The sequence below is a fragment of the Haloplanus aerogenes genome (assembly GCF_003856835.1).
Classification (GTDB): Archaea; Halobacteriota; Halobacteria; order Halobacteriales; family Haloferacaceae; genus Haloplanus; species Haloplanus aerogenes.
Genome location: NZ_CP034145.1, coordinates 430,805 through 453,417, shown reverse-complemented (window position 1 = coordinate 453,417; position 22,613 = coordinate 430,805). Strand labels below are relative to the sequence as shown.

26 protein-coding genes are annotated in these 22,613 nt (G+C 69.2%); 14 read left to right on the top strand and 12 right to left on the bottom strand.

Annotation, left to right across the window (positions count from 1 at the left end; translation table 11 throughout):
* The first annotated feature begins 455 nt into the window (after positions 1-455).
* Positions 456-1,403 carry a branched-chain amino acid transaminase gene (locus DU502_RS02325; protein WP_121919976.1) on the top strand — a complete coding sequence of 316 codons (948 nt, stop codon included), beginning with the start codon at positions 456-458 and terminating at the stop codon, positions 1,401-1,403.
* A gap of 6 nt (positions 1,404-1,409) precedes the next feature.
* Here the strand turns inward: DU502_RS02325 and DU502_RS02320 are convergent, their stop codons facing one another.
* Complete coding sequence (locus DU502_RS02320) at positions 1,410-2,027, bottom strand: DUF502 domain-containing protein (RefSeq protein ID WP_121919977.1); 618 nt, start codon at positions 2,025-2,027, stop codon at positions 1,410-1,412.
* A gap of 96 nt (positions 2,028-2,123) precedes the next feature.
* On the opposite strand from DU502_RS02320, the gene DU502_RS02315 reads away from it, so the two are divergent.
* Both DU502_RS02315 and pyrE read left to right on the top strand, forming a co-directional pair.
* Positions 2,124-2,666 carry a CDP-2,3-bis-(O-geranylgeranyl)-sn-glycerol synthase gene (locus DU502_RS02315; RefSeq protein ID WP_121919978.1) on the top strand — a complete coding sequence of 181 codons (543 nt, stop codon included), beginning with the start codon at positions 2,124-2,126 and terminating at the stop codon, positions 2,664-2,666.
* 63 nt (positions 2,667-2,729) lie between these two features.
* Positions 2,730-3,254, top strand: coding sequence for an orotate phosphoribosyltransferase (pyrE, locus tag DU502_RS02310; RefSeq protein WP_121919979.1), 525 nt, complete (start codon positions 2,730-2,732; stop codon positions 3,252-3,254).
* 8 nt (positions 3,255-3,262) lie between these two features.
* On the opposite strand, the gene DU502_RS02305 is transcribed toward pyrE, so the two are convergent.
* The 4 genes from DU502_RS02305 to DU502_RS02290 form a co-directional block, all read right to left on the bottom strand.
* Positions 3,263-3,925 carry a hypothetical protein gene (locus DU502_RS02305; RefSeq protein ID WP_121919980.1) on the bottom strand — a complete coding sequence of 221 codons (663 nt, stop codon included), beginning with the start codon at positions 3,923-3,925 and terminating at the stop codon, positions 3,263-3,265.
* A 108-nt stretch (positions 3,926-4,033) separates the two neighbouring features.
* Positions 4,034-5,176 (bottom strand): UxaA family hydrolase, encoded by a 1,143-nt coding sequence (locus DU502_RS02300; protein WP_121919981.1) that lies wholly within the window; start codon positions 5,174-5,176, stop codon positions 4,034-4,036.
* On the bottom strand, positions 5,173-5,502 hold the full coding sequence (locus tag DU502_RS02295) for a UxaA family hydrolase (RefSeq protein ID WP_121919982.1): 330 nt from the start codon (positions 5,500-5,502) through the stop codon (positions 5,173-5,175). Before DU502_RS02295 ends, DU502_RS02300 begins: the two co-directional genes overlap by 4 nt.
* Positions 5,499-6,677, bottom strand: a complete 1,179-nt coding sequence (locus tag DU502_RS02290; protein WP_121919983.1) for a UxaA family hydrolase — start codon at positions 6,675-6,677, stop codon at positions 5,499-5,501. Before DU502_RS02290 ends, DU502_RS02295 begins: the two co-directional genes overlap by 4 nt.
* A gap of 135 nt (positions 6,678-6,812) precedes the next feature.
* Between DU502_RS02290 and DU502_RS02285 the strand changes: the two genes are divergently transcribed.
* The gene (locus DU502_RS02285) at positions 6,813-8,213 is read left to right on the top strand and encodes an NCS2 family permease (protein ID WP_121919984.1); all 1,401 of its coding nucleotides are present in this window, start codon (positions 6,813-6,815) and stop codon (positions 8,211-8,213) included.
* Between the two features lie 70 nt (positions 8,214-8,283).
* Positions 8,284-8,544, top strand: a complete 261-nt coding sequence (locus DU502_RS02280; protein ID WP_121919985.1) for a glutathione S-transferase N-terminal domain-containing protein — start codon at positions 8,284-8,286, stop codon at positions 8,542-8,544.
* Here DU502_RS02280 and DU502_RS02275 read toward each other — a convergent pair.
* Genes DU502_RS02275 through DU502_RS02265 form a run of 3 tightly spaced genes read right to left on the bottom strand, consistent with a single transcriptional unit; the run spans position 8,541 to position 10,212 of the window.
* The gene (locus DU502_RS02275) at positions 8,541-8,924 is read right to left on the bottom strand and encodes a cupin domain-containing protein (RefSeq protein WP_121919986.1); all 384 of its coding nucleotides are present in this window, start codon (positions 8,922-8,924) and stop codon (positions 8,541-8,543) included. The two genes, DU502_RS02280 and DU502_RS02275, sit on opposite strands and share 4 nt — an antisense overlap.
* 60 nt (positions 8,925-8,984) lie before the next feature.
* Entirely contained in the window at positions 8,985-9,239 is a 255-nt protein-coding gene (locus DU502_RS02270; RefSeq protein ID WP_121919987.1) for a hypothetical protein, read from the bottom strand.
* Position 9,240: 1 nt separating this feature from the next.
* The gene (locus tag DU502_RS02265) at positions 9,241-10,212 is read right to left on the bottom strand and encodes a transcriptional regulator (RefSeq protein WP_121919988.1); all 972 of its coding nucleotides are present in this window, start codon (positions 10,210-10,212) and stop codon (positions 9,241-9,243) included.
* Positions 10,213-10,402: 190 nt separating this feature from the next.
* Between DU502_RS02265 and DU502_RS02260 the strand changes: the two genes are divergently transcribed.
* Positions 10,403-11,662: a tRNA(Ile)(2)-agmatinylcytidine synthase gene (locus DU502_RS02260; protein ID WP_121919989.1), complete on the top strand. Its 1,260-nt coding sequence runs from the start codon at positions 10,403-10,405 to the stop codon at positions 11,660-11,662.
* A gap of 140 nt (positions 11,663-11,802) precedes the next feature.
* Positions 11,803-12,018, top strand: coding sequence for a DUF7511 domain-containing protein (locus tag DU502_RS02255; protein ID WP_121919990.1), 216 nt, complete (start codon positions 11,803-11,805; stop codon positions 12,016-12,018).
* A 3-nt stretch (positions 12,019-12,021) separates the two neighbouring features.
* On the opposite strand, the gene DU502_RS02250 is transcribed toward DU502_RS02255, so the two are convergent.
* On the bottom strand, positions 12,022-13,080 hold the full coding sequence (locus DU502_RS02250; protein WP_121919991.1) for a pyridoxal-phosphate dependent enzyme: 1,059 nt from the start codon (positions 13,078-13,080) through the stop codon (positions 12,022-12,024).
* Between the two features lie 2 nt (positions 13,081-13,082).
* A complete protein-coding gene (locus DU502_RS02245; RefSeq protein ID WP_121920132.1) occupies positions 13,083-14,039 on the bottom strand; it encodes a succinylglutamate desuccinylase/aspartoacylase family protein in 957 nt (318 codons plus the stop codon).
* A 115-nt stretch (positions 14,040-14,154) separates the two neighbouring features.
* Between DU502_RS02245 and DU502_RS02240 the strand changes: the two genes are divergently transcribed.
* Positions 14,155-14,445: a DUF7536 family protein gene (locus DU502_RS02240; protein ID WP_121920133.1), complete on the top strand. Its 291-nt coding sequence runs from the start codon at positions 14,155-14,157 to the stop codon at positions 14,443-14,445.
* Here the strand turns inward: DU502_RS02240 and DU502_RS02235 are convergent.
* Positions 14,440-15,642: a potassium channel family protein gene (locus DU502_RS02235; RefSeq protein ID WP_121919992.1), complete on the bottom strand. Its 1,203-nt coding sequence runs from the start codon at positions 15,640-15,642 to the stop codon at positions 14,440-14,442. The two genes, DU502_RS02240 and DU502_RS02235, sit on opposite strands and share 6 nt — an antisense overlap.
* Positions 15,643-15,745: 103 nt before the next feature.
* Between DU502_RS02235 and DU502_RS02230 the strand changes: the two genes are divergently transcribed.
* The 6 genes from DU502_RS02230 (at position 15,746) to truD (ending at position 21,196) form a co-directional block, all read left to right on the top strand.
* Positions 15,746-16,915, top strand: coding sequence for an MFS transporter (locus tag DU502_RS02230; protein ID WP_121919993.1), 1,170 nt, complete (start codon positions 15,746-15,748; stop codon positions 16,913-16,915).
* Positions 16,916-17,067: 152 nt separating this feature from the next.
* Positions 17,068-17,580 carry a FlaD/FlaE family flagellar protein gene (locus tag DU502_RS02225; RefSeq protein WP_121919994.1) on the top strand — a complete coding sequence of 171 codons (513 nt, stop codon included), beginning with the start codon at positions 17,068-17,070 and terminating at the stop codon, positions 17,578-17,580.
* 48 nt (positions 17,581-17,628) lie between these two features.
* Positions 17,629-18,738, top strand: a complete 1,110-nt coding sequence (locus DU502_RS02220) for an acetate and sugar kinases/Hsc70/actin family protein (RefSeq protein WP_121919995.1) — start codon at positions 17,629-17,631, stop codon at positions 18,736-18,738.
* Between the two features lie 38 nt (positions 18,739-18,776).
* Positions 18,777-19,115, top strand: coding sequence for a peptidyl-tRNA hydrolase Pth2 (gene pth2, locus DU502_RS02215; RefSeq protein ID WP_121919996.1), 339 nt, complete (start codon positions 18,777-18,779; stop codon positions 19,113-19,115).
* A 44-nt stretch (positions 19,116-19,159) separates the two neighbouring features.
* Positions 19,160-19,810, top strand: coding sequence for a high-affinity nickel-transporter protein (locus DU502_RS02210; protein ID WP_121919997.1), 651 nt, complete (start codon positions 19,160-19,162; stop codon positions 19,808-19,810).
* 51 nt (positions 19,811-19,861) lie between these two features.
* The gene (gene truD / locus DU502_RS02205) at positions 19,862-21,196 is read left to right on the top strand and encodes a tRNA pseudouridine(13) synthase TruD (RefSeq protein ID WP_121919998.1); all 1,335 of its coding nucleotides are present in this window, start codon (positions 19,862-19,864) and stop codon (positions 21,194-21,196) included.
* Here the strand turns inward: truD and DU502_RS02200 are convergent.
* A complete protein-coding gene (locus DU502_RS02200) occupies positions 21,193-22,587 on the bottom strand; it encodes a hypothetical protein (protein ID WP_124896998.1) in 1,395 nt (464 codons plus the stop codon). The genes truD and DU502_RS02200 overlap by 4 nt on opposite strands.
* Between the last annotated feature and the right edge of the window lie 26 nt (positions 22,588-22,613).

Here is a 22,613-nt window from a genome sequence, read left to right as displayed (position 1 = left end):
GGCTATGTCCCTGCGGCCGCTTCAACCCCACAAGGGTCCATCTGAAACCCGAGATCGCTTGGTTGTTCACGTACTCGACAGAGGCTTCAACCCCACAAGGGTCCATCTGAAACTAGTGGTGTCACGCGGTACGTTGCCATATCGACGGCACGCTTCAACCCCACAAGGGTCCATCTGAAACCATGGCCGAATCACCGGCCTCACACCCACTAGATACCCGTTCGCACTTCACCCTTTCCGTGGACCCGCAATCCCCTGTCTACCCCCGGGGGGTCGACGGAACGACACCGGCTGCCGAGGGTGGCGGTACGGCACGGACGCGAGCATTGCCCCGCACGGAAACTGTTAAGACCGGATTGGGCCAAAACAGAAGCAACTCATGTCGCTCGATACGATGACTTCTACCGACGCGACGCGGACGAGAAGCGACCGACGTGCTTCGGAGGGTGCGTGAGATGGGCTTCGACGAGATGCGGGAGGCAGGCGATGTCGACACCATCTGGCTCGACGGCGAGTTCGTCGACTGGGACGACGCCCAGATTCACGTCCTCACCCACGGCCTCCACTACGGCACGGGCATCTTCGAGGGCGTCCGGTGTTACGACACCGAGGAAGGCCCCGCAATCTTCCGGTGGGAGGAGCACCTCGACCGCTTCTACGCCTCCGGAAAGCCGTACAACCTCGACATTCCCTTCGACCGCGAGGAACTGACCGAGGCGACGAAGGAACTCATCCGCCGGCAGGGGCTGGAGTCGGGGTACATCCGCCCCGTCGCCTACTACGGCTACGACATGCTCGGCCTGAACCCCGAGAGCTGTCCGGAGCAGGTCGCCATCGCCGTCTGGCCGTGGGGCGCCTATCTGGGTGAGGAAGCGCTGGAGGAGGGCGTCGAAGTCACCGTCTCCTCGTGGCGCAAGTACGCCTCTTCGCAGATTCCGACCAACGCCAAGACGACGGGACCGTACGTCAACAGCGTGCTCGCGAGTCTGGAAGCGAAACGCGAGGGGTACACCGAGGCGCTCCTTCTGAACGAGGAGGGCAACATCGCGGAAGGCCCGGGCGAGAACCTGTTTCTCGTCCGCGACGGCGAAATCTACACGCCCGGCCTCGCGGAGGGCATCCTCGACGGCATCACCCGCAACACCGTGATCACGCTCGCACGCGAACTGGGCTACACCGTCCACGACGACGCGACGATCAGCCGCGGCGAACTCAACACCTCGGACGAACTGTTCTTCTCCGGCACCGCGGCCGAGGTGACGCCGATCCGCAAGGTCGACAACGTCGTCGTCGGTGAAGGGACGCGCGGCCCGGTGACGACCGACGTTCAGCAGGCCTTCTTCGATCTGGTGGAACGTCGGACCGACGACCACGAGGAGTGGTTCGAGTACGTCGAGGTGTAGGGCGAGTCAGTCCGACCCCGATTCGTTTCCGTCGCTCCCGCCGTCGCCCATCTCCTCGACGGCGATTTCGATGCCGCGCTCGTCCTCCGCGAACCCGGCGCTGAGGATGCGCGTCAGCGCCTCCTCGACGCTCTCGCCGGTCTCCTCGATCCGGTCGGGGTCGACCTCGATGACGAACCCGGTCGTGATGTTCGGCGCGGTGGGCATGAACAGCACTTCCTGTCCGTCGGCCGTGGTCTGCCCCGTCTTGAACGCCGTCATGCGGATGCCCGGCCACGTCTCCAGACGGACGGGTTTCTGGAGGTCCTCCGTTCCCGTCAGCGCCGTCTCGACGGCGAGTTTCGAGGCGTTGTAGAGGATGCGGATGAGGGGCACACGATTCATCGCGCTGTCGAGGCCGGTTTCGAACAGTCGGCCGACCGTCGTCCGCATCAGGTAGCCGACCGACAGCACCAGCATGGCGAAGACCACGAGCGCCACGGGGACGCCGTAGTACGGCGGGAGCGTGTCGACGATGGGGAGGTCCGCCACCTGCGAGTACAGCCAGTTGAGGACGAACAGGATGACCAGAATCGGCACGAGGACCACGAGACCACTGGCCACGTCGCGTCTCCACGAGGACATTACCGGATGGTAGATGCCGGGGGCCTTCAGCGTGTTCCAACGGGCAGCCCGGAAGACAAACACCCCTATTAACACGGGGCGGGAACTACTCGGCGCATGATCGTCTCGCTCGTCGCGGGTGCGCTCTGGGCGATGTTGCCGGCGTACGTTCCGAACAACGTAGCCGTCCTGGCAGGCGGTGGTCGCCCCATCGACGGCGGGCGAACCCTCGGCGGCCGCCGACTGCTCGGTGACGGCAAGACGTGGCGGGGCACGGCCGCGGGAACGGTCGCAGGCGTCGCGCTGGCGCTCGGACTCAACGCCGTCCATCCGGCCGTCGCCGCCACACTGGGGAGCGACCTGCCGACCTTCCCCCTGCACGCGGCGTTCGCCCTCGCGTTCGGCGCGATGCTCGGAGACATCGGGGCCTCGCTGGTGAAACGCCGCCTCGGCCGCCAGCGCGGCGCGGCCGTCCCCGGCCTCGATCAGCTCGATTTCGTCGTCGGCGCCCTCGGCCTCGCGGTTCTCCTCGCGCCCGCCTGGACCGTGGCGACGTTCTCGCTCCCGCGGCTGGCCGTCGTCCTGATCGCGACGCCCCTGTTGCACGTGACGACGAATGCGGGCGCATACCTGCTGGGGTTGAAGGCGGAGCCGTGGTAGCGTAGCGGGGGAGGCGGCCCCGAACCGCCCCGTTTATGTCGGTTCGCGGCCCCGAACACGCCAATGACGAACCAGGACCTCATCGACGCGCTCCGCGCCGCGGACGCGGTGAAGTTCGGCGAGTTCGAACTCTCTCACGGCGGCACGAGCGACTACTACGTGGACAAGTACCTCTTCGAGACCGATCCGGAGTGTCTCTCGCTGATCGCTACGGCCTTCGCGGAACGCCTCGGCGACGACGAGACACTCGCGGGCGTCGCGCTCGGTGCCGTTCCGCTCGTCGCCGTGACGAGCGCCGAGACCGGCCGTCCCTACGTCATCGCGCGCAAGCAGGCCAAGGAGTACGGCACGGGCAACCGGATCGAAGGGCGACTGTCGGAGGGCGAGCACGTGGTCGTGTTGGAGGACATCGCCACGACGGGCAAGAGCGCGCTCGACGCCGTCGAAGCCCTGCGCGAGGCGGGCGCCGTCGTCGACCGCGTCATCGTCGTCGTCGACCGCGAGGAGGGTGCGAGCGAGTTGCTGGCCGACCACGACATCGAACTCGAATCCCTCCTGACCGCGAGCGACCTGCTGGCGGACGAGTAGGGAGTCGGCTATTTTCGGAGTCGGCTCGAAGTCCAGTTGAGCAGGATGTTCGTGCCGGGATCGACGCGCTCGGTGGGCGTCACCTGAATGACCCGTGCCCAGGTGCCACCGCTCGGGGCCGTGTAGATCATCCCGCCGCAGTAACACGCGACTTTCAGCGCGGGATTCTCCTCGTCGTGACCGTCGTAGGGATACCCGGTGCGGTCCCAAGAGCTCCAGTCGAAGGCCTCGCCGTCGTGGCGCGCGACGAGCGTCACCGTCAGCGGTTCACCGACCATCGTCGTCCCGTAGTGGATATCTTCGCGGTCGGTGTCGACGGTGTCGAGGGTCCGTTTCGACTCGGGTACCAGTTCCACCTGGGAGAGATCCTGTGTGTCGTAGGTCCGCGTGGCGTGAACGGAGGCGTCCGGCGGCGCGTGATACACCTCGGTCGTAAACGGGAGCGACGAGTCTTCGAGGCGCAATCCGATCAGAATCTCGTCCGACGCGACCGACGTTTCCTCGACCAGCGTCGGATGGATTTCCGCCGGGTTCTGGACGAAGTCGGCGGATTCGGGTGGTCCGGCAGTCGTCTGTTCCTGGGACGAACTACAGCCAGCCAGACCGGCGGCCACGGCACTCCCGAGGGTCCGAAGCGCGTTCCGTCTCGTGTGATTCGTCTCCGCGCTCATAGAGCGACGTGGCGTCGCCGTCACTTTATTATACGATCTCTAACGCCCGCCTCCGCGTTCACCGAAACCGAAACCCCGCCGTCGTCGGGGCGTCTCGACAGCCCCTGCTCACATCGACGGCCCGGCACGCGAGATGGCAAAGGCGGTGAGACCGTGGGCCTCGGCACGGGTGCGCTCGCCACCGACGACGCGCCCGACCAGCGCCGAGAGGTCGTCCACGTCGGCGGTCCGGGCGTCCACGTCCATATCCCCCGCCAGCGCCGCGTACGTCTCGGCGTCCCCCGTCACCTTGCAGACGGGGACGATCGGGTGGCCGGTCGGGATGCCGTCGGCGGTGGCGTGGATGATAACGTGGGCACCGGCGGCGGCGAGAGCGGTCGACGCCTCCGCGAAGTCCGTCGGGGCGCTCACGAGTGCGACGCCCGAGTCGTGGGTCGCGGGGGCGCCGTAGGGGAGCACGTCGCGGATGGGCCGGCCACCCCAGAGGCGGGCGAGGTCGTCGAACGAACGGTCGGCCGCCCGGCGGGTGAGGCCGGCCGTCCGCGGCGGCGACGACTCGACCACCTCGGCGTAGCGGGCGGCAACCTCGTCGGCCATCGTCTCGCGTGCGGCGTCGCCGTGGGGGTGCAGGCGCTCCGTTCCGGCGACGACGACGCGGCCGCCGGCGTCGACGACGCGGTCGACGAACCCGCCGATCAGTGGGTCGGCGCGGTCGACAGTGCTCTCCTGCAGGTCGCTGCTCACGACGCCGATGGTCAGGTCACCGAGGTCGGCCGTCGTCGTCCGGGACGCGTTCGCGGCCAGTTCGGTGGCGGCCTCGATGCCGCCCTCGACGGCCTCGTCGGAGCCACCGACGCCCTGAATCGAGAGTTCACGGACGGGCACGCCGCGGTCCGCGAGCGTCTCCGCGAGGCGGTCGCTCTGGACGCCTTCACAGCCGAGGCCGACGACGACGGCGCCGGCGACGTTGGGGTTCGCCGCGACGCTCTGTAGCGTGCGCTCGGTCTGTTCCTCGTCGGCACCGAGTTGGGCGCAGCCGTGGTCGTGACCGGCGCTCACCGCACCCGGCACCGCGTCCGCGATGCGGTCGGCCACCAGCCGCGAGCAGATGACGGAGGGAAGCACCAGCAACCGATTCCGGGCACCGACGCCGTCGGCGCGCGCGTAGGCCGCGGCGGGCCACGCGTCGGCCGCGTCGACCGGGTCCGCGTCCGCATCCGCGTCGGTCTCCGCCGTGGTCGGCGGCGTCACGCGTGCTCACCTCCCGCGGCCGCCAGATCACCGCGGCCGCGCGTACTCTCGCAGTTGTGCGTGTGTACCCACTCCCCGGGCTCGATGGCGACGGTCGCCCGCCCGATCACCTCGCCGTACTTCCGAATCTCGTCGCCGGCGTCGAGCCGACGGAGGGCGATCTTGTGGCCGAACGGAACGTCCTCACGGCATTCGATGGGGGACTCGACCGGTGTCCTCTCCGTCGGGGGCAACGTCGTCCCGGCCGCCAGATCGTCGAGCGCCGTCGCCACCGCATCGTCGGCGTCCATCACCAGCGCCACGTCACCGACGACGGTTCCTTTCATGCCCGCTCACCTCCCGTCCGGGGCTGAATCTCGTTGATCGCGAACTCCGTCAGCCCGCGGCGTTCGGCCTCGGTCCGCTGCCCGTCAGCTACGGCGAGAAGCGTCCCGTAGATGCGCTCGCCGATGGCCGACAGCGACTCGCCCTCCATGACCGTGCTCGCGTTCACGTCGATGTTGTTCGCCATCCGATCCCACGTCTTCGGGTTGCCGGTGACCTTGATGACGGGCGCGACGGGGTTACCGGTCGTGCTCCCGCGACCGGTCGTGAAGGCGACGATCTGTGCGCCGCCGGCCACTTTGCCGACGACGCTCTCCACGTCGTAGCCGGGGGTGTCCATGAGAACGAGGCCGCCGCCCCGGGGAAGGGGTTCGGCGTAGTCGACCATCCCCTCGACCGGCGTCGTGCCGCCCTTGGCGATGGCGCCGAGGCTCTTCTCCTCGATGGTGGTCAGGCCACCCTCCTGATTGCCGGGCGTCGGCTGGGCACCGCGGAGGTCGACGCCCATCTGTCGCGCCATATCTTCCCGCGCGTCCACCCGGTCGAGGAGGCGTTCGCGGGTCTCCTCGTCGACACAGCGCTCCGCGAGGATGTGTTCGGCGCCGATGAACTCCGGCGTCTCGCTGAACGAGACGGTGCCGCCCGCCTCGACGAGGCGGTCGCAGGCGGCGCCGACGGCGGGGTTGGCCGCGATGCCGCTGGTGGCGTCGCTCCCGCCGCACTCGACGCCGAAGATCAGTTCGGCGGCGTCGGCGGATTCGCGGCGCACGTCGTCGGCGTCGGCGCGAAGCGAGTCGGCCAGATCGGCCCCGCGTTCGATGGCGGCGGCCGTGCCGCCGACCTCGCGGATGCGAAGCGTCTCGACCGGCCGCCCCGCGTCGGCGACGGCGTCAGCCACGTCGTCGGCGTCGATGGCCTCCGTCCCCAGCGCGACGACCAGCGCCGCGCCGACGTTCGGGTTGCGGCCGACGCCGCGGAGGACGCGACGGGTCTGCTCGCGGGCCGGCGTCGGTTGGTTCGCCCCCATGCTGTGTGGCGTCGCCACGACGCCGTCGCCCGCGTCGGCGGCGATACGCTCTGCGAGGCTGCTCGCCGTCACCGAGACGGGGATGACGGCGACGTGATTTCTGACGCCGACCGTACCGTCCGGCCGGCGGTAGCCCTCGAATTCGTCCATGGACGGCCCACGCGCGGCGAGACGAAAGAAGTTGTCCCGCACGTGTCGGCACGAACGGATTTTCTGACGGATCGACACGCGAGCGCCGGCCAGCATGCCAACCGTTAAGTTCTGCATCCCGGATACGCACCGTATATGGCGTTGAGTGACTCGCTGGCGAATTACTTCGGCTTCGAAGAACACGGAACGACCCTCCGGACGGAAGTGCTCGCGGGGCTCACCACCTTCCTCACGATGTCCTACATCGTCGTGGTGAATCCGAGCATTCTCGCCGGAATTCCGGGCGAGAAACCCGGCATCGTCGTACAGGGATACAGCGTCGGTGAGGTGCAGTCGATGCTCGCCGTCGTCACCATCATCGCGGCGGCGGTGGCGACGCTGATCATGGCGCTGTACGCGAACCGCCCGTTCGGACAGGCGCCGGGACTCGGCCTGAACGCCTTCTTCGCGTTCACCGTCGTCGGTGCGCTCGGCATCTCTTGGCAGACGGCGCTCGCTGCCGTCGTCGTCGAGGGCATCATCTTCATCGCGCTCACCGCCATCGGCGCGCGCGAGTACGTCATCCGGGCGTTTCCGGAGCCAGTCAAGTTCGCCGTCGGTACGGGTATCGGGCTGTTCCTCGCCTTCATCGGCTTACAGGCGATGAACATCGTGGTGAACGCCAACACGCTGGTCACGCTCGGTCCCGTCGCCACCGATCCGGTCGCCATCGTCTCCGTCGTCGGCCTCTTTCTCACCTTCGCACTCTACGCCCGCGGGATTCGTGGGTCGATCATCATCGGCATCCTGGCGACGGCGGCGCTCGGCTGGATCGTCGCCAACGCGGGACTGGTCGGTGGCGAGGCGGCGGACAGTCTCGTCGCCGGCGCCCCCGGCGCCACCTACGACATCACGCCTCTCGCGGGCGCCTTCACCACCGGCCTCGCGGATATCGAGGCGTTCACCTTCGCCCTCGTGGTCTTCACCTTCTTCTTCGTCGACTTCTTCGACACGGCGGGCACGCTCACCGGCGTCGCACAGATTGCGGGCTTTCTCGACGAGGACGGCAACCTGCCCGACATCGACAAGCCGCTGATGGCGGACGCGGTGGGCACCACCGTCGGCGGGATGCTCGGCACCTCGACGGTCACCACCTACATCGAGTCGGCGTCGGGCGTCGAGGAGGGCGGCCGGACGGGGATGACCGCACTCGTCGTCGCCCTCCTCTTTCTCGCGTCGCTTGCTGTCGTCCCCCTCGCAGCCGCCATCCCGCTTTACGCCTCCCACATCGCCCTCGTCGTCATCGGGGTCGTCATGCTCGGCAACGTCGTCGACATCGCGTGGGACGACCTCTCCTACGCCATTCCCGCGGGCATGACCATTCTCGTCATGCCCCTCACCTACTCCATCGCGACGGGTATCGCGGCCGGCATCGTCACCTACCCCATCGTGAAGGCCGCGCGCGGCGAGTGGAGCGACATCCGCCCCGGCCACTGGGTGCTCGCGGGCGCGTTCGTCGTCTACTACGTGGTGCGGACGAACACGCTGGCGGCGTAGGCGCCGCAGTGTCGCGCCCGGGGCGCACACACCCGCGGGGCTCAAGTTACCCGAGCCACAATTGCTGCCGATGCCATCGCTGGAACTCTACGAACTCCCCGGCTGTCCCTACTGCGCGAAGGTGAAGAACAAGCTGGACGAACTCGGCCTCGACTACGTCTCCCACGAGGTGCCCCGCTCCCACTCCGAGCGGACCGAAGTCGAGGAAGTGAGCGGGCAGACTGGCGTGCCGGTTCTGGTCGACCCCGACCACGATATCGAGGGGATGCCCGAGAGCGACGATATCGTCGCGTATCTGGAGCGGACCTACGGCGCGCGCGCCGAGAACTAATCCTCTTCGACGACGTACGATCCGAAGTCGTCGACGGTGCCGACCGGCGGCGCCCCGAACGCGAGCCAAACGTGTGTCTCGTCGGTGTGGTTACACAGGTTCCGGACCATCTCGGGGGCGACGCGGACGATTCCCCCGGCGGACACGTCGTGCACCTCGCCCGCGAGCGAAATTTGTCCCCCAGTCATCGAGACGAACACCTCCTCCTGTCCCTCGTGAGTGTGGGGTGTCGTCACCTCGCCGGGCTCGACGAGCACCTGATTCAGTCGTAGTTCGGTACAGCCGAGCGGCTCCGTCAGTTTCCGGACGGCCGTCTCACACGTCTGGAACTGTTCGGTCGGCACGTCGTCGGGGGCGACGATGCTGAACCCGTTGGTCATGGTCGACAGCACGTGATGAGGGAGGATAGTTCAGTCGACCGGCAGGAAGGAGAGAGGCAGTCAGAGCACCCGGACGGTCGCCACGGCGAGCACGCCCCCGACGACGAGCGCCGCGGTCAGTTGCGAGACGAGGAGGAGCAGTGGTGTGACCGGCGTGCCGACGGCGGCCCCGAGAACCGGCGCGAGCACGCTCGTCGTCCCGCGCCGGAGGACGAGAAGCGTCGCTACCACGCCGGTCGCGAAGAGCGCGAGGGCGGTGAGACCGCGGACGAGCGGTCGCTCCGGGGTGAGACGTGACAGCGGTTCCGCGTCCATCTTAGCTCTCGGCCGGCGACCGCGCCCGTTCGAGGATGAGGTCGCGCAGGTCGTCGGCGTCCCGAAGCGCTGCGAGTTCCTCCTGACTCACCAGCGCGGTTCCCTCGATGGAGTCGCGCTTCTCGCGTTCCTCGGTGACGTACACCGACCGGGTCCGGGTCACCTCGCCGAGCGAGGACATGATCCGGGCGCGTTTCTCCGCGCTCCGGGTGAACGCCGAGTGACCGGTGAGCAGGTTCTCGATCTCGTGCTCCCCGTCCTCGCTGACGGCGGTGAAGGGTGCGCGGTTCGTCGGGTGGACGGTGAAGCCGACGCGGGCGAGGACGGCGAGGACGTGATCCGCGTCGGGGTCGACGGCGGGGTCCTGCGGGGTCGGGTCGGCGTCCCGCACCTCCTCGGCGCCGCCGAGGACGTTCACGGGGTCGCTGAACGGCTGGTCGAACAGTTCCTCCAGTTTGATCGCCACGTCGATGCTGGCGTTCATGCCGTCCTCGTACTTCGAGACGGTGCGCCGGGAGACGCCGAGTTCGGTCGCCAGCCGGCCGAGGCTCCAGCCGCGCTCCTCGCGTTCGTCCTCGAGCAGGTCGCCGTCGATGTTGACGTAGAGGCCGCCGGGCGCCGCGTAGATGAGCGGCGGGACGCTCTCGACGAACAGGTCGAACGCGGTGTCGGGGTTGATGACCGGGATGCCGTGGCGGAAGTACACCACCTCGGGTTTCAGGTCCTCGTCGCGGGTCCGTAGCCCGATGACCAGCGGCGTCGCGGACAGGTAGGAGCCGAGCCGACGCATCTCGACGCCCGTCTCGGCGTCGAGGCTGTCCACGTTGGCGAGAATCTTCACCAGCAACAGGTCCTCACCGCGCCGCGCCGCCAGGTCGAAGCTCTTCGGGCGGATCGAACACCGGTCGCTCACCACGAATCCCGCGTCCTGCAGCATCGCAGTGATGTTTCCGACCAGTGCTGACCGTGACATAGCGGGAGGTAAGCGCTCCGCGACATATATAAGTTGTGTCGGGCATCCGGCCCACGTCCGGCGATTGGGCCACGTCGACGCGAAACCGCGTTCGTAAGGATAGCTGTAAGTCGTCACCGGACGGTCGCGACGACCCGCCGGGAAACAGTTACAGCTATCCTTATCACCGCCGGCCCGCCTACCCCGGCCCGTGACGCTCGTCGGCCTCGACGACACCGACTCCCGCGAGCGCGGGATGTGTACGACGTACGTGGCGGCCCGCGTAGCCGAGGCGATCGAGGCCGCCGGCGGATCGGTTGACCGCCGCCTGCTGATCCGACTCAACCCCGCGATCGAGTTCAAGACCCGCGGGAACGCCGCGCTCTGTCTCGAAACCGACCTCGATCCGGCGCGGGCGTTCGACCTCGCCGTCGATGCTATCGACGACCTGGCCGAAGTGGCCGATCCGCGGACGGACCCGGGCGTCGTCGTCGCCGACGCGACGGCCGAGACGGTGCCCGACGCCGTCGCCGACTTCTCCCGTCGCGCCCTCCGCGAACGACTCGCGGAAGACGAAACCGTCGCCCTGCTGGATCGCCTAAGCTATCGCCACGGCGGCGGTCGGGGACGGATCGGCGCCCTCGCGGCCGTCGGCGCGGGCCGCGCCGTCGACGACTGGACCTACGAACACATCGCGTATCGGGAACTGGCGCGCTGTGGGACGCCCCGCGAGGTGGACCGCGCGAGCGTCTTCGCGGCGGCCGACGCGGGGTATCCCGACGTGTGGGATACCGTGGACCGCGAAGCGGGCGAACTCGTCTGCGTCCCCGCCGCACCGGGGCCGATTCTCTACGGCATCCGGGGGGACGACCCCGAGACGGTCCGCGAGGTGGCGGCAGACATCGAGAGCGAACCCGTCGCCCGCGCGGTCACCTACCGCACCAACCAGGGGACGGACGCCCACCTGCGGGACGGAACGGTCGGGACGGTCCGGGAGGACCGAGCCTACCGGGTCGACGGCGTCGTCGACGATGCGCCCGAGACGCGGGCGGGCGGGCACGTCCACCTGACGCTCCGCGACGGCGACGCGACCCTGGCCTGCGTGGCGTTCGAGCCGACGAAACGGTTCCGTGACCGGGTGCGACACCTCCGGCCCGGCGACCGCGTGACGGTCTGTGGCGAAGTGAGCGAGGGGACGCTCAAACTGGAGAAGTTCGCGCTCAGGGAGCGGGTGACGACGGAACGGGTCGTCCCCACCTGTCCCGAGTGCGAGCGGTCGATGGAGAGTGCCGGCCGGAATCAGGGCTACCGGTGTCGGGACTGCGGGACGACCGCCCCCGGGCGCGTCGAGCGACCGCTCGACCGGACGCTCGACCCGGGGTGGTACGAGGTGCCGCCCCGTGCCCGTCGGCATATCGCCAAACCGCTGGTGCGGGGCGGATTCGACGCACCGATTCATCCCGAACGGTGAACCGAGACCGCCGGTATTCCGGTATTTCCGCCGTTCAATGGGTCGTTAAGCCACCATAATCGGTGAATAGCCAAGCCGGAAGGGGTTCTCACGTCGAACGTGATGTGTGATCGACCCGCACGGCCCAGGAGGGGGACGCGATGAGTTCGGCCGATGAAGGCGAGCCGCCGGCGGCGCTCGACAGCCCCGCGCTCGACCGCTGGCCGACGTACCCGCTCGACCACACCATCGAGGCCGTCGGCAGCGACGGGGAGCAGTGTACGATATACCCGTCGAACGTCGACGAGGAGAGCGAACTCACGGCGTGGATCACGGCCAAGGACGACTCCTTCGTCGCTATCGACGAGATCCAGTAATTCTCACTTGCCCCGCCCGGTGAGCGGCACGACGACATCGGCGTCCGCGTCGAGGACGCCTCGCTCGCGGTACTGTCGGAGCCCTGCGACCGCCGCCGCGGCGGTTGGTTCCACGTCGAAGCCGCCCGCTCGGAGCGCCGCGTGTGCCCGTCGAACGGCGTCTGCCGACACCGCGATGGCGTCGCCGTCGGTCGTCTCGATGGCGTCGACGATCGACCCCCGACGCACCGGCTCCCGCACCTGAATCCCGTCCGCGAGGTCGTTCGTCGCCGGTCCCGTGTCGCCCGCGATTGGGGCGTAGCCGGCCGCCTGCACCGCGAGGAGACGCGGCATCGTGTCGGTCCACCCCGCCTCGACGAGCGCCCGGAACCCCCGGTAGGCGCCGAGGAGCATCGTCCCGTGGCCGAGGGGGACGACCACCGCGTCGGGGACCGACCAGTCGCGCTGCGCGGCGAGTTCGAGGCCGAACGTGGCGGTCCCGGCGAAGAAGGCGGGGTTCCAGGCGTGGCTGGCGTACCAGCCCCCGTCCTCGACGGCCTCCCAACACGCCGCGGCGACTGCCTCCCGATCACCCTCGATGTCGACCACCCGCGCCCCGACCGCCTCGATAGCCCGGCGTTTCGCGTCCGCAACCGACGCCGGGACGTAGATGTCGGCGTCGAGTCCCGCGCGGGCGGCGTAGGCGGCGATGGCCGCACCCGCGTTACCCGACGAATCCTCGATCACCCGGTCGACGCCGAGGTCGACCGCCCGCGAAATCACGGTCGCCGCGCCGCGGTCCTTGAAACTCCCCGTCGGGGAGACGTACTCCAGTTTGAACGACGCGTTCCGGTCGGGAGCGTCGACGAGTGGGGTGAACCCCTCGCCCAGCGTGACTCGGTCCGTGACGGGCAGGAAGTCGTCGAACGCCCACAGACCGCGCCGCGAGTCGAACGCGGAGAAGGAGGGGGCCGGGCCGTCGGGACGGGGCGTCGACTGGAAGTCGAGGGGTTCGCCGCAGGTACAGCGCCAGCGGTCGGCGTAGGTTCGGTCGCAGGCGGGGCAGACGAGACCGGGGGACACGGCTAGTAGGAGTCGACGTTCTTCCCCACCGAACAGACGTACTCGCCGGTGGCGACCTGCGGGAGGCGGCGACTCCGCCAGAAGATGCCGTCGTTGTCGGCGGTGATGCGGGCTTTCAGGCTGCCGAAGGGGTCGGTCACCTCGAACAGCGTTTCGTCGGCGACGACGCGGTCGCCGAGGTCGTGTTCGAACCGGACGAGGCCACCGACCGGCGAGCCGTACTGATCGAACGCCTTCGCGCGCGTCTGCGCTTCGATCCCCGGATCGCCGGCGAGGAAGTCGTAGCCGCGGAGGACGTTGAACACGCCCTCGACACCTTTGGCGATGCTCGACTCGTCCCAGCCGACGGCGCCGCCGAGTTCGGGGTCGACCGCGGGGATGCCGTCCGAGGGGGCGACGCGAGCGAGTTGGCCGTCCGGTCCCTTCTGGTCGAGGATGTAGCCACAGCCGAACGTCTTCGCGAGGTCGAGACACTGCGAATGGAGGCGATGGCGGCGGCCACACCGGACCCGCACCTCGTCGATCATCCGGCTGGTCGAACCCTGATGGAGGTCGAGAATGAGGTCGGCGCCGCGGGCCACGTCGTAGGTAGCGGCGGCGATGCGCTCGCTCGACGTGCCGTTCTCGTCACCGGGGTAGGTCCGGTTCATCTTCGTGTCGTCGATGGGATTGCGGTGTTCGGCCACCTGGAACGCGTGGTAGTTGACGATACCGACGACGATCACCGTCCCCGCGAGTTCCTCCGGGTCGAGTTGCGGGACGACGCGCTGAACCACGCCGACGCCGTTGAGTTCGTCGCCGTCGCTGGCTGCCTGAATGTAGAGCGTCTTGCCGTCTCGGGCGCCCTCGACGACGGCGACGGGGAGTCCGAACGTACTGCCGTCGCGGGTCTCGCCCACCTCGAGTCGGCCGGTGTCGACCGTCCCGGGTGACGCGTCCGCGCTTCCCACCGAAGTCATTGTTCGACCCACGGACTCATCCCCTTTGAGCGATTCGATCATCGCCGGCGACACCGCCGCGTGCGGGTGATCCGCGAACGACGAGGCTTTGATCGTGGGCGCCGAACCGTGGCCCGTGAGCGACGAGACCCCCGCACGCCCGCCGTCGGCCGGCCTCGTCGAGGCCCTGCAGGTGCGGCGCAACGCGACCATCGGCGTCGTCGCCGGCGTCGCCCTCGCCGTCCTCGTCTACCTCGTGCGCGTGTTCGAACTGATCGGGCCGGTGGGCGGAACCCAGCGGTATCCGATCGTCGGCCCCGAAGGCTGGTTTCTCGTCCTCGGATTCGTCCTCGCGTCGGCGACGGCGCTCCTCGTGACGACGCTGTTGACGGCGGCGACAGCGTATCGGCTCACCCGGGAGCTATGAATCGCCCGCTTCGCCACCCGCGAGTTCGGTGAGCCGACTCGCCCCTGCGCGCGTCCCCTTCGCGATGAGCACGTCGTCGCCGTGGACGGTCGTCTCGGGGCCGGGCGAGATGACCCAGTCGCCATCGCCGCGGCGCACCGCGATGACGCGCATCCCCGTTTCGGTCTTGACCTTCAGATCGCCCAGCGAGGCGTCCGCGAGGCGACTGTCGGCGGTGACGGTGACGCGGACGATCACCTCGTCCGACTCCTCGACGGCGGCGGCGACGACGGGGTGGGTGTCAAGCCCGCGGAGGACGCCCTCGCTGATCTCCAAGGCCGCGTCGCTGATCACCTCCGTCGCGCTCGCCAGGTGGACCAGCCCCCGGAGCGAGATGGGGTCGTCGACCCGCGCGGCGGCCCGCAACACCCACGCCTCGAACCGGGATTTCAGGGCGTCCACCTCGGCTTCGAGTTCGACCACCTCCTCGGCCACGCCCTCGCTGTCGAAGAGGACGGAGCCGTAGGCCAGATCCACTGCGAGTTCGCTCATGTTCTTCATCAAGACGATGGAGTCGACGGCACGATCCAGGTCGTCGATGGAGGAGTCGACGGGTTCCGGCGGGTCGTAGGTGTCGCCGGTGGCCGTCTCGTACACCGTCGACAGCGCCGTCTCGGTCCCCCGGAGGAGGACCACGTCGTCGGCTTCGAGCGTCGTATTGCGGTCGGGGTTGACGACCCACTCGCCCGCCCGGCGGATGGCGATGACGCGGACCCCGGTCTCGGTTTCGAGGTTGAGGTCGCCGAGCGTCTCGCCAGCGTAGTCCGACCCGACGACGACCTGCGCGCGGACGACCGTCTCGACCGCCTCGGGAATCGCCGCCCGCATCGCCTCGGGGACGCCGATATCCTCCAGTACGACCTTGGCGATGTCGCCCGCGGCGTCGCTGATCTTCTCGGCGGCGCCGACGACGCCGAGGACGGGAGCCAGCGCCTCCGCATCTTCGGGACTCCGGGCCGCCATCAGGAGACTCATCCGCGCCTGCATCTGCAACACGTCCATCCGCTCTTCGAGTTCGAGCACCTCCGCCGCCACCTCGTCGCTCCCGTGGAGCACCGCCGAGTACGAGAGGTCGATGAGGAGTTCGGCCGTATCCTTCATCTCCGCGAGGACGGCCTTCACGCTTACCGGCTCGTACTCCACGTCCGCAGGGTCCATACCTCTACTCGTGCCGCCGAGAAAATAAAAACCCCCTGCGCCAGCAGGGGCGACGAAAACCGCAAACGCAAGAACGAAGCGCCTGGGCACGGACGGGCCACCGATGGAGCGACGTGGCGGCTGGGACCTGCTCGGCGTAACGACCGGCGCCTTCTTCGTGACGATGGTCGCCCGACTGGTGCCGAGTCCGCTCGTTCCCGACATCATCGACACCTTCGGCGTCTCGACCGGGACGGTCGGCCTCGCGCTCTCGGGGATGTGGGCCGCCTACGCCCTCTTCCAGTTTCCCGGTGGCGTCATCGCCGACCGGATCGGCCAGCGGCGCGTCATCCTGCTCGCGATGACCGGCATCACCGTCACGAGCCTCCTGCTGTCGAGTTCACCCAACATCCTCGTCTTCGCCGTCGCCGCCGTCACTCTCGGTTCGAGCGCCGGCCTCTACTTCACCGCCGGCACCTCCTTTCTCGCCGACCAGTTCGAGAACACGGGGCGAGCGCTCGGCATCCACGAAATCGGCGCGTCGGGCGCGGGGCTGGTCGCGCCCGTCGCCAGCGCCGCCGTCGCCACCCGCTTCGGCTGGCGGGCGGGTCTGCTCGTCCCCGCCGTCGTCGCCCCCATCGCGCTCGTCCTGTTCGCGTGGCGGGTCCCCGAGACGCCGCCGACGAACGAAGAGGCGGGCTGGGGCGTCGACCCCCACGAACTGTTCGCCCTCCTCGTCCGCCCCGGTATCGCCTTCACCACCCTGCTCGCCATGATCTCCTTTTTCACGTGGCAGTCCTTCGCCTCCTTCTTCCCCACCTTCCTCGTCGAGTACGTCGGTCTCGACACCGGGCGGGCGAGCCTGATCTTCGGTGTGGTGTTCGCCATCACGCTCGTCGCGGCGCCGTCGCTGGGGTGGGTGTCGGATCGAGTCGGTCGGGACCGCACCCTCGGCGCCTCGTTCGTCTCCGGTGTCGTCGGGTACGTCCTGTTCCTGTTCGGCGGCGGCGGCCTCGCCGCGGTCATCGCGGGGACGGGGCTCGTCGGCCTCGGTCTCTCGTGGCCGGGCGTCCTCAACTCCCGCTTCATGGACTACCTCGCGGCCGACGAGCGGGGGACCGGGTTCGGCCTCGTGCGGACGGTGGTGTTGCTCGTCAGTTCGCTCGGCAGCGGCGTGACGGGGACGCTCGCCGGACAGGTGGGCTGGCTCGCCGCCTACGGCCTCGTCGGGACGCTGCTCGCCGTCCTCGCTACCTCGCTCGTCGTCAATCGGGTGGCCGGGATCGACGCCTGAGACGGATCGGCGGACGAACCCGCACGCCGGGACGGCCGTACGCGTCCGACTGGCGTCTGCCGCGGAGACGACAGTATAAGCGTTGCGTGGGTGTACGCGCCGATTCGACGGGAAATTTTAATCCGACAGAGACCGTAGCCCTCGGCGTTCGAATGGCCATCGACCCGCGAAACTACGACCTCGACGAACTCCGGGCCGCCAGCGTCGGCAAGCCGTCGCTGGGTGGGCGCGACGAGTGGCCGGGGGAGTGGGACGCGGACGAGAAGGTGGCCGACGCCGAGACCGGGACGGCCGAGACGGGCCGCCCGGCCGCCGCCGTCGCGTTCGAAACGTCGATCGCTCGCGACCTCGCGGCGCTCGATCGGGGCGCCGAGGATCTGGCGAGGCCGTACCTGTCCGCGCTCCCGGCGTCGCTAGTGGCCGAGGCGCTGATCTTCGAGTGGCTGGAGTTCCTCTTCCTGCAGGCGGGCCGCGAGTCGGTGGCCGACGCACTGGAATTTTACGAGCGAGTGGGCTGGCTCGGCGCCGACGCCGCCGAGGCGCTCGAACGGTATCTGTCGGGAATCGACGACCCGCGAGCCAACGCAGGGAACGACCTCGATCCCGACGATCACCGGGTGAGCCTCCACTACATCGCGCGGCTAGCCTCTCTTTCGCAAGGCTGAGAATCACGGGCGTGATTATTTACCATCCCCCCGTGTAGCCGCGGCCGTATGAGCGAAGCCGAGGAGATCGAGGAGGAAGAGACGGAAGCGGACGCGGAACCGGAAGAATCGTCCAGTACGGGAGGTGGTGGTGATCCGACACCCATCGGCGTCAAACTCGGGAGTACGCGGACGGTCATCGCCATTCCCGAGGGCGACGGCCTCCGGACGGTCAAGACGCTGACCTGCCTCGCCACCTACGAGGACGTGATCACGGGCGAGGAGAAGGTTCTCTACGGCGAGGAGGCAGCGACGGAGTACCCCGACCGGGTGCAGTACACGCTCCGGTCGGGACTGCCGGAAGACGAGTCGCGGGCGGAGCTGACCGAGACGTTCTTCGAGGAAGTGATCGACGCGAACGACGTGCCCGAGGACAGCGCCGTCGTCTACGCCATCCCGACCATCGACAACGAGCGAGGGCTGGCGAACCTCGAGTCGGTCATCGAGGGGAGTAGCATCGGCGAGACGCTGATCCGGAGCTATCCGGAGTCGCTGTGTGGTGCGGTGCCCGCGACCGGCGACGATCTGGAGGCCGTCGACGACATCTTCGTCACGGTGAATCTGGGATCGACGAACCTCGAAGCCTCCGCCTACCGCCGCGGCGAACAGCTCGTTCCCTTCACCACCGGCGCCGTCACCGGCAACGAGGTGGACCGCATGATCGCCAACTACGTCGAGGAGGAGACGCAGGGCCGGGTGAACATCGACAACACGACCGCCCGGGAGTACAAGGAGGCACACGCCGACTTCGTCGACTTCGAGCCGTTCACGGACGTGATCCAGCAGCCCGGCGGCGGCTCCCACGAGTTCACCATCGAGCGCAGCGTTATGGACGCCGTCGACGAGTACGTCGACGACGCGGTCGAGGAGATCGCCAACGCCTTCCTGCCCGAACTCGCCAACGACTACATCAAGGTCTACCAGCTAGCGCTCGACCGCCCCATCGTCCTCACGGGAGGGATGGCCTGCATCCCGGGCATCGTCGAGGAGTTCGAGGAGCGCCTGAGCGAGGAACTCCAGCGCGAGGTGGAGGCGGTGGCACCCGAGGAACCGTCCATCTCGGCGGCCGTCGGCGCCCAGCGCATCGCCCAGCGACTCGTCGACGCCGACGCGTACTGATCGACGACGCTTTTACCCGCCCGCGTTAGCGATGCGGTATGAAACAGGCCATCGTCGCGCGGACCGACCTCGGCATGGGGCGGGGGAAACTCGCCGCACAGGTCGCCCACGCCTCCCTCTCGGCGTACGAGGACGCCGACGAGCGTACCCGCCGAGCGTGGAAAGGCGAGGGACAGAAGAAAGTCGTCCTGAAGGCGAGCGGCGAGTCCGAACTGTTCGAACTGGCCGACGCCGCCGAGCGTGCGGGGCTCCCGAACGCCATCATCCGCGACGCCGGCCACACGCAGTTGGAGCCGGGGACGGTGACGGCGCTGGCCGTCGGTCCCGGCGAAGACGAGGAAGTCGACCGCGTGACTGGCGACCTCTCGCTGTACTGAACGGGGACGACAATCCCTAAGTGCGGCGTCGACGACCGGCGACTATGTCACTCGTCGCTGCGGCCGTCGCGGGCGGTGCCCTCGGCGCCCGCCACGCGCTCGAAACCGACCACCTCGCGGCGGTGGCGACGCTCGTTACTGACGACGCGTCCCGACCCGGTCTCGTCGGCGCGTCGTGGGGCGTTGGCCACTCGCTCCCTATCGCCGCGCTCGGTCTCGGCTTCCTCGCGCTCGGCGTTCGCCTCCCGCCGTCCGTCACCGCGCTGGTCGAGGGTGTCGTCGGCCTCGTCCTCGTCTACCTCGGCGCACGGATGCTCGCCGTCGCCGTCGGCCGTCGCGAACACGGCCACGGCACGAACCCGTTCCACACCCACCTCCGAATCGGCCGCGTGTCGCTCGGCGGCGGCCACGCCCACCTGCACGGCGACTCCCTCCTCGTCGGCGCCCTCCACGGCGTCGCGGGGAGCGGCGCCCTCGTCGTCGCCCTCGTCGCCGCGGCGCCGGACCTGCCGACCGGCGCCTCCTTTCTCGGCGCCTTCGCCGTCGCGTCGGTGTCGACGATGGCGGCCGCGTCGGCGCTGTGGGAGCGCACCCTCGACACCGGCGCACGGCGGTATCTCCGCGGAGCGGCGGGCGTCGTCGGCATCGCCGTCGGCCTCCTGTTGCTGGCCGAGGTGGCCGGCGTCGTCGGCTGACCAGAATCGACATCCTCACCCGCCGGCGTCGCGAACGCCGCACCAACCCGAATGCGCGAGGCACACCCACTGGAACGGCAGGTCGGCATCGACTACTACGTGAGCGACGCCCCCGGCGTCGGCGGGCGCCTCCGCGCCGCCCCCGCCGACTTCCGGGTGCGGGAAATCGAGGCCGTGGAGCCGGAACCGCTCGACGCCGATCCCGGCGCGTACCCCCACCTGCTCGTCCGTGCTACCCTCACCGACTGGGACACCAACGACTTCGCCGGCGCGCTGTCGGACGCCCTCGGGATCAGCCGGGAACGCGTGTCGTGGGCCGGCACCAAGGACAAACGCGCGGTCACGACACAGCTATTCTCGATTCGGGAGGTGGACCCCGACGACCTCCCCGACCTCTCGGGTGCTGACATCGAGCCGCTGGGTCGCGTCGGGCGGAATCTGGAGTTCGGTGACCTCGCCGGCAACGCCTTCGAGATTCGAATCAGCGATCCCGAGCGCCCCGACGCGGTGGACGCCATCACCGACACCCTGACCGACTTCGGGGGCGGCCACGTGGCCGTCCCCAACGTCTTCGGCCACCAGCGCTTCGGCAGTCGCCGGCCCGTCACGCACGAGGTGGGCCTCCACGTCGTCCGCGAGGAGTGGCGCGAGGCGGTGCTGACCTACGCCGGCAACCCCGCCGAATCGGAGCCGGAGCGGACCCAGCAGGCGCGAGCGACGGTGGACGACGTGGCGGCGAGCGCCGACCCGGACTGGCAGACTGCCCTCGATGCGATGCCCGGCCACCTCGGCTACGAGCGGTCGATGCTCCACGCGCTGGTGGAGAACGGCGGCGAGGAGCCGGCCGACTTCCGGGCCGCCCTCGAAACCGTGCCGTGGAACCTCCAGCGCCTGTTCGTCAACGCGGCGCAGTCCTACGCGTTCAACCGGATGCTCTCGGAGCGCCTGCGCCGCGGCCTGCCCTTCGACCGTCCGGTCGCCGGCGACGTGGTGGCGTTCGCCGACGCCGACGCACCCGAGGGGTTCCCCCTGCCCGACACCGACCGCCTCCAGCGCGTGAGCGCGGATCGGGTGGACGTGGTGACCCGCCACTGCGAGCGCGGCCGGGCGTTCGTCACCGCGCCGCTGGTGGGGACCGAGACGGAGTTGGGCGACGGCGAACCCGGCGACATCGAGCGCGACGTACTCGACGACCTGAACCTCGCCCCCGCCGACTTCGACCTCCCCGGCAACTTCGAGTCGACGGGGACGCGCCGAGCGATTCTCGTCGGGACGGACCTCGACGTCGACCGCAACCCACTCACCCTCTCGTTCTCGCTTCCGCGGGGGTCCTACGCCACCGCAGTCCTCCGCGAGTATCTGAAGGTCGACCCGCGGGATCTTTAGTCTGGGTCGGTGGGTGCGCCACCACCGGCCGTGGTGCCGGTGTCGCCCCGTCGGTTGCCGCCGGCCGGGTCAGGCAACCCGTGGCCGAGGAGAAAGAGCGGGATTCCAACGACGACGCCTCCGACGGCGCCGATGACCGCGACGACGACGCCGAGGAAGTAGAGCGTCCCGCCCTGCGAGAGGATGGGGAAGGTGGTGACGAGGACGAGAGCGAACGCTCCGGCGGCGGTTGCGAGCGCGTGTCGGAGCCGTCCGTGAACGGCCGCGTAACCGACGAGCGTGACGGTGTAGACGGGGAGCGTGAGGAGCATCCGCCGGACGACGTGGTCGCCGACGTGGACCCCCGAGGCCGCCCGGAGGACGAAGCCGACGGCGACGGTGACGGCGAAAGCGAGGCCGACGAGGCCGGCGAGACGGGTGAGCGAGAGGTGGTCGCGCACGGCGGGGACGGCGAGCGTACCGCCGAGGACGATGACGCCGACCGCCCCGGCGAGAAGCGGCGGTTCGATCCCGCCGAGGGCGAACAGGCCGGGCGCGAGCGGGTGAACGAGCGCGAGGACGCCGAGAGCGACGACGCCGAGGGCGCGGCGGTCGGGATGGGCGTCCGCGGGGTCGAGACCGACGGCCGAGACGGCCCACGCGACGGCGCGAAGCCCGCCGGCGAAGACGAGCGTCGGAATCGCGACGAGCAAGAGGAGGTTACGCCCGACGACGGGGAGCAGGGGGAGCGCGACGGCGGCGGGGCTCCACAGCGGAGCGAGCGGGTCGTCCTCGGGGACGAACGTCACGAACGGGCCGTCGCCGCCGTGCTCGAAGGACGTGACCGTCATCTCGCGGCCGTTCTCGGACACGTCGGCGCCGGGGAGTGCGTGGCCGGCGACCATCCCATCGGGCGCGACGACCGTCAGGCGGTCCGCGCCGAGGTCGGTGTAGACCATCACGCCGGGGTCGTCGCGGAAGTAATCGACTCGCAGGACGCCACCGACTGCGTCCCCGGCGACGTTCGGCGTCCGGTAGCGCAGTTGAACCGTGTCGCCGTCGACGCTCGTCGAGAGGAGACGGGCGTCGTGGACCCAGATGGCCTCTTCGGCGACGGACTGTCGGAGTGAGGCGTTCGCGGCGAACGCCTCGGCCGCGGAGTCGTTCAGCTGATTCTCGACCGTCCACGTCGCGGAGCCGTTCCGGTGGACGTTCATCGTGGCGGTGCTGTGTTCGATCCGAACGTCCATACCGTGGCCGTGGGCCGCTGAGGTGAAGCCGCGGTCGCAGGGCGAGCAGACGGCGATGGGGCGGGGGCTAGCCGTCGCGGGGACCGCGAGGGCGACGGCGAGGAGCGACCCGACGAGGAGGACGGCCACGAGGGTACGGGGGAGGGAAGGGCGGGAAACCATGTGCGAGATATGTGTTCACGCCACAA

What these genes read in the sequence shown, in the direction of transcription:
- truD (WP_121919998.1), top strand. Translation starts at nt 19,862, where the DNA reads ATGCGCGAGGCACACCCACTGGAACGGCAGGTCGGCATCGACTACTAC.
- DU502_RS02295 (WP_121919982.1), bottom strand. Translation starts at nt 5,502, where the DNA reads ATGAAAGGAACCGTCGTCGGTGACGTGGCGCTGGTGATGGACGCCGAC.
- DU502_RS02285 (WP_121919984.1), top strand. Translation starts at nt 6,813, where the DNA reads ATGGCGTTGAGTGACTCGCTGGCGAATTACTTCGGCTTCGAAGAACAC.
- DU502_RS02220 (WP_121919995.1), top strand. Translation starts at nt 17,629, where the DNA reads ATGAGCGAAGCCGAGGAGATCGAGGAGGAAGAGACGGAAGCGGACGCG.
- DU502_RS02230 (WP_121919993.1), top strand. Translation starts at nt 15,746, where the DNA reads ATGGAGCGACGTGGCGGCTGGGACCTGCTCGGCGTAACGACCGGCGCC.
- DU502_RS02225 (WP_121919994.1), top strand. Translation starts at nt 17,068, where the DNA reads ATGGCCATCGACCCGCGAAACTACGACCTCGACGAACTCCGGGCCGCC.
- DU502_RS02290 (WP_121919983.1), bottom strand. Translation starts at nt 6,677, where the DNA reads ATGGACGAATTCGAGGGCTACCGCCGGCCGGACGGTACGGTCGGCGTC.
- DU502_RS02210 (WP_121919997.1), top strand. Translation starts at nt 19,160, where the DNA reads ATGTCACTCGTCGCTGCGGCCGTCGCGGGCGGTGCCCTCGGCGCCCGC.
- pth2 (WP_121919996.1), top strand. Translation starts at nt 18,777, where the DNA reads ATGAAACAGGCCATCGTCGCGCGGACCGACCTCGGCATGGGGCGGGGG.
- DU502_RS02320 (WP_121919977.1), bottom strand. Translation starts at nt 2,027, where the DNA reads ATGTCCTCGTGGAGACGCGACGTGGCCAGTGGTCTCGTGGTCCTCGTG.
- DU502_RS02275 (WP_121919986.1), bottom strand. Translation starts at nt 8,924, where the DNA reads ATGACCAACGGGTTCAGCATCGTCGCCCCCGACGACGTGCCGACCGAA.
- DU502_RS02235 (WP_121919992.1), bottom strand. Translation starts at nt 15,642, where the DNA reads ATGGACCCTGCGGACGTGGAGTACGAGCCGGTAAGCGTGAAGGCCGTC.
- DU502_RS02200 (WP_124896998.1), bottom strand. Translation starts at nt 22,587, where the DNA reads ATGGTTTCCCGCCCTTCCCTCCCCCGTACCCTCGTGGCCGTCCTCCTC.
- DU502_RS02245 (WP_121920132.1), bottom strand. Translation starts at nt 14,039, where the DNA reads ATGACTTCGGTGGGAAGCGCGGACGCGTCACCCGGGACGGTCGACACC.
- DU502_RS02305 (WP_121919980.1), bottom strand. Translation starts at nt 3,925, where the DNA reads ATGAGCGCGGAGACGAATCACACGAGACGGAACGCGCTTCGGACCCTC.
- DU502_RS02315 (WP_121919978.1), top strand. Translation starts at nt 2,124, where the DNA reads ATGATCGTCTCGCTCGTCGCGGGTGCGCTCTGGGCGATGTTGCCGGCG.
- DU502_RS02325 (WP_121919976.1), top strand. Translation starts at nt 456, where the DNA reads ATGGGCTTCGACGAGATGCGGGAGGCAGGCGATGTCGACACCATCTGG.
- DU502_RS02280 (WP_121919985.1), top strand. Translation starts at nt 8,284, where the DNA reads ATGCCATCGCTGGAACTCTACGAACTCCCCGGCTGTCCCTACTGCGCG.
- DU502_RS02255 (WP_121919990.1), top strand. Translation starts at nt 11,803, where the DNA reads ATGAGTTCGGCCGATGAAGGCGAGCCGCCGGCGGCGCTCGACAGCCCC.
- pyrE (WP_121919979.1), top strand. Translation starts at nt 2,730, where the DNA reads ATGACGAACCAGGACCTCATCGACGCGCTCCGCGCCGCGGACGCGGTG.
- DU502_RS02270 (WP_121919987.1), bottom strand. Translation starts at nt 9,239, where the DNA reads ATGGACGCGGAACCGCTGTCACGTCTCACCCCGGAGCGACCGCTCGTC.
- DU502_RS02265 (WP_121919988.1), bottom strand. Translation starts at nt 10,212, where the DNA reads ATGTCACGGTCAGCACTGGTCGGAAACATCACTGCGATGCTGCAGGAC.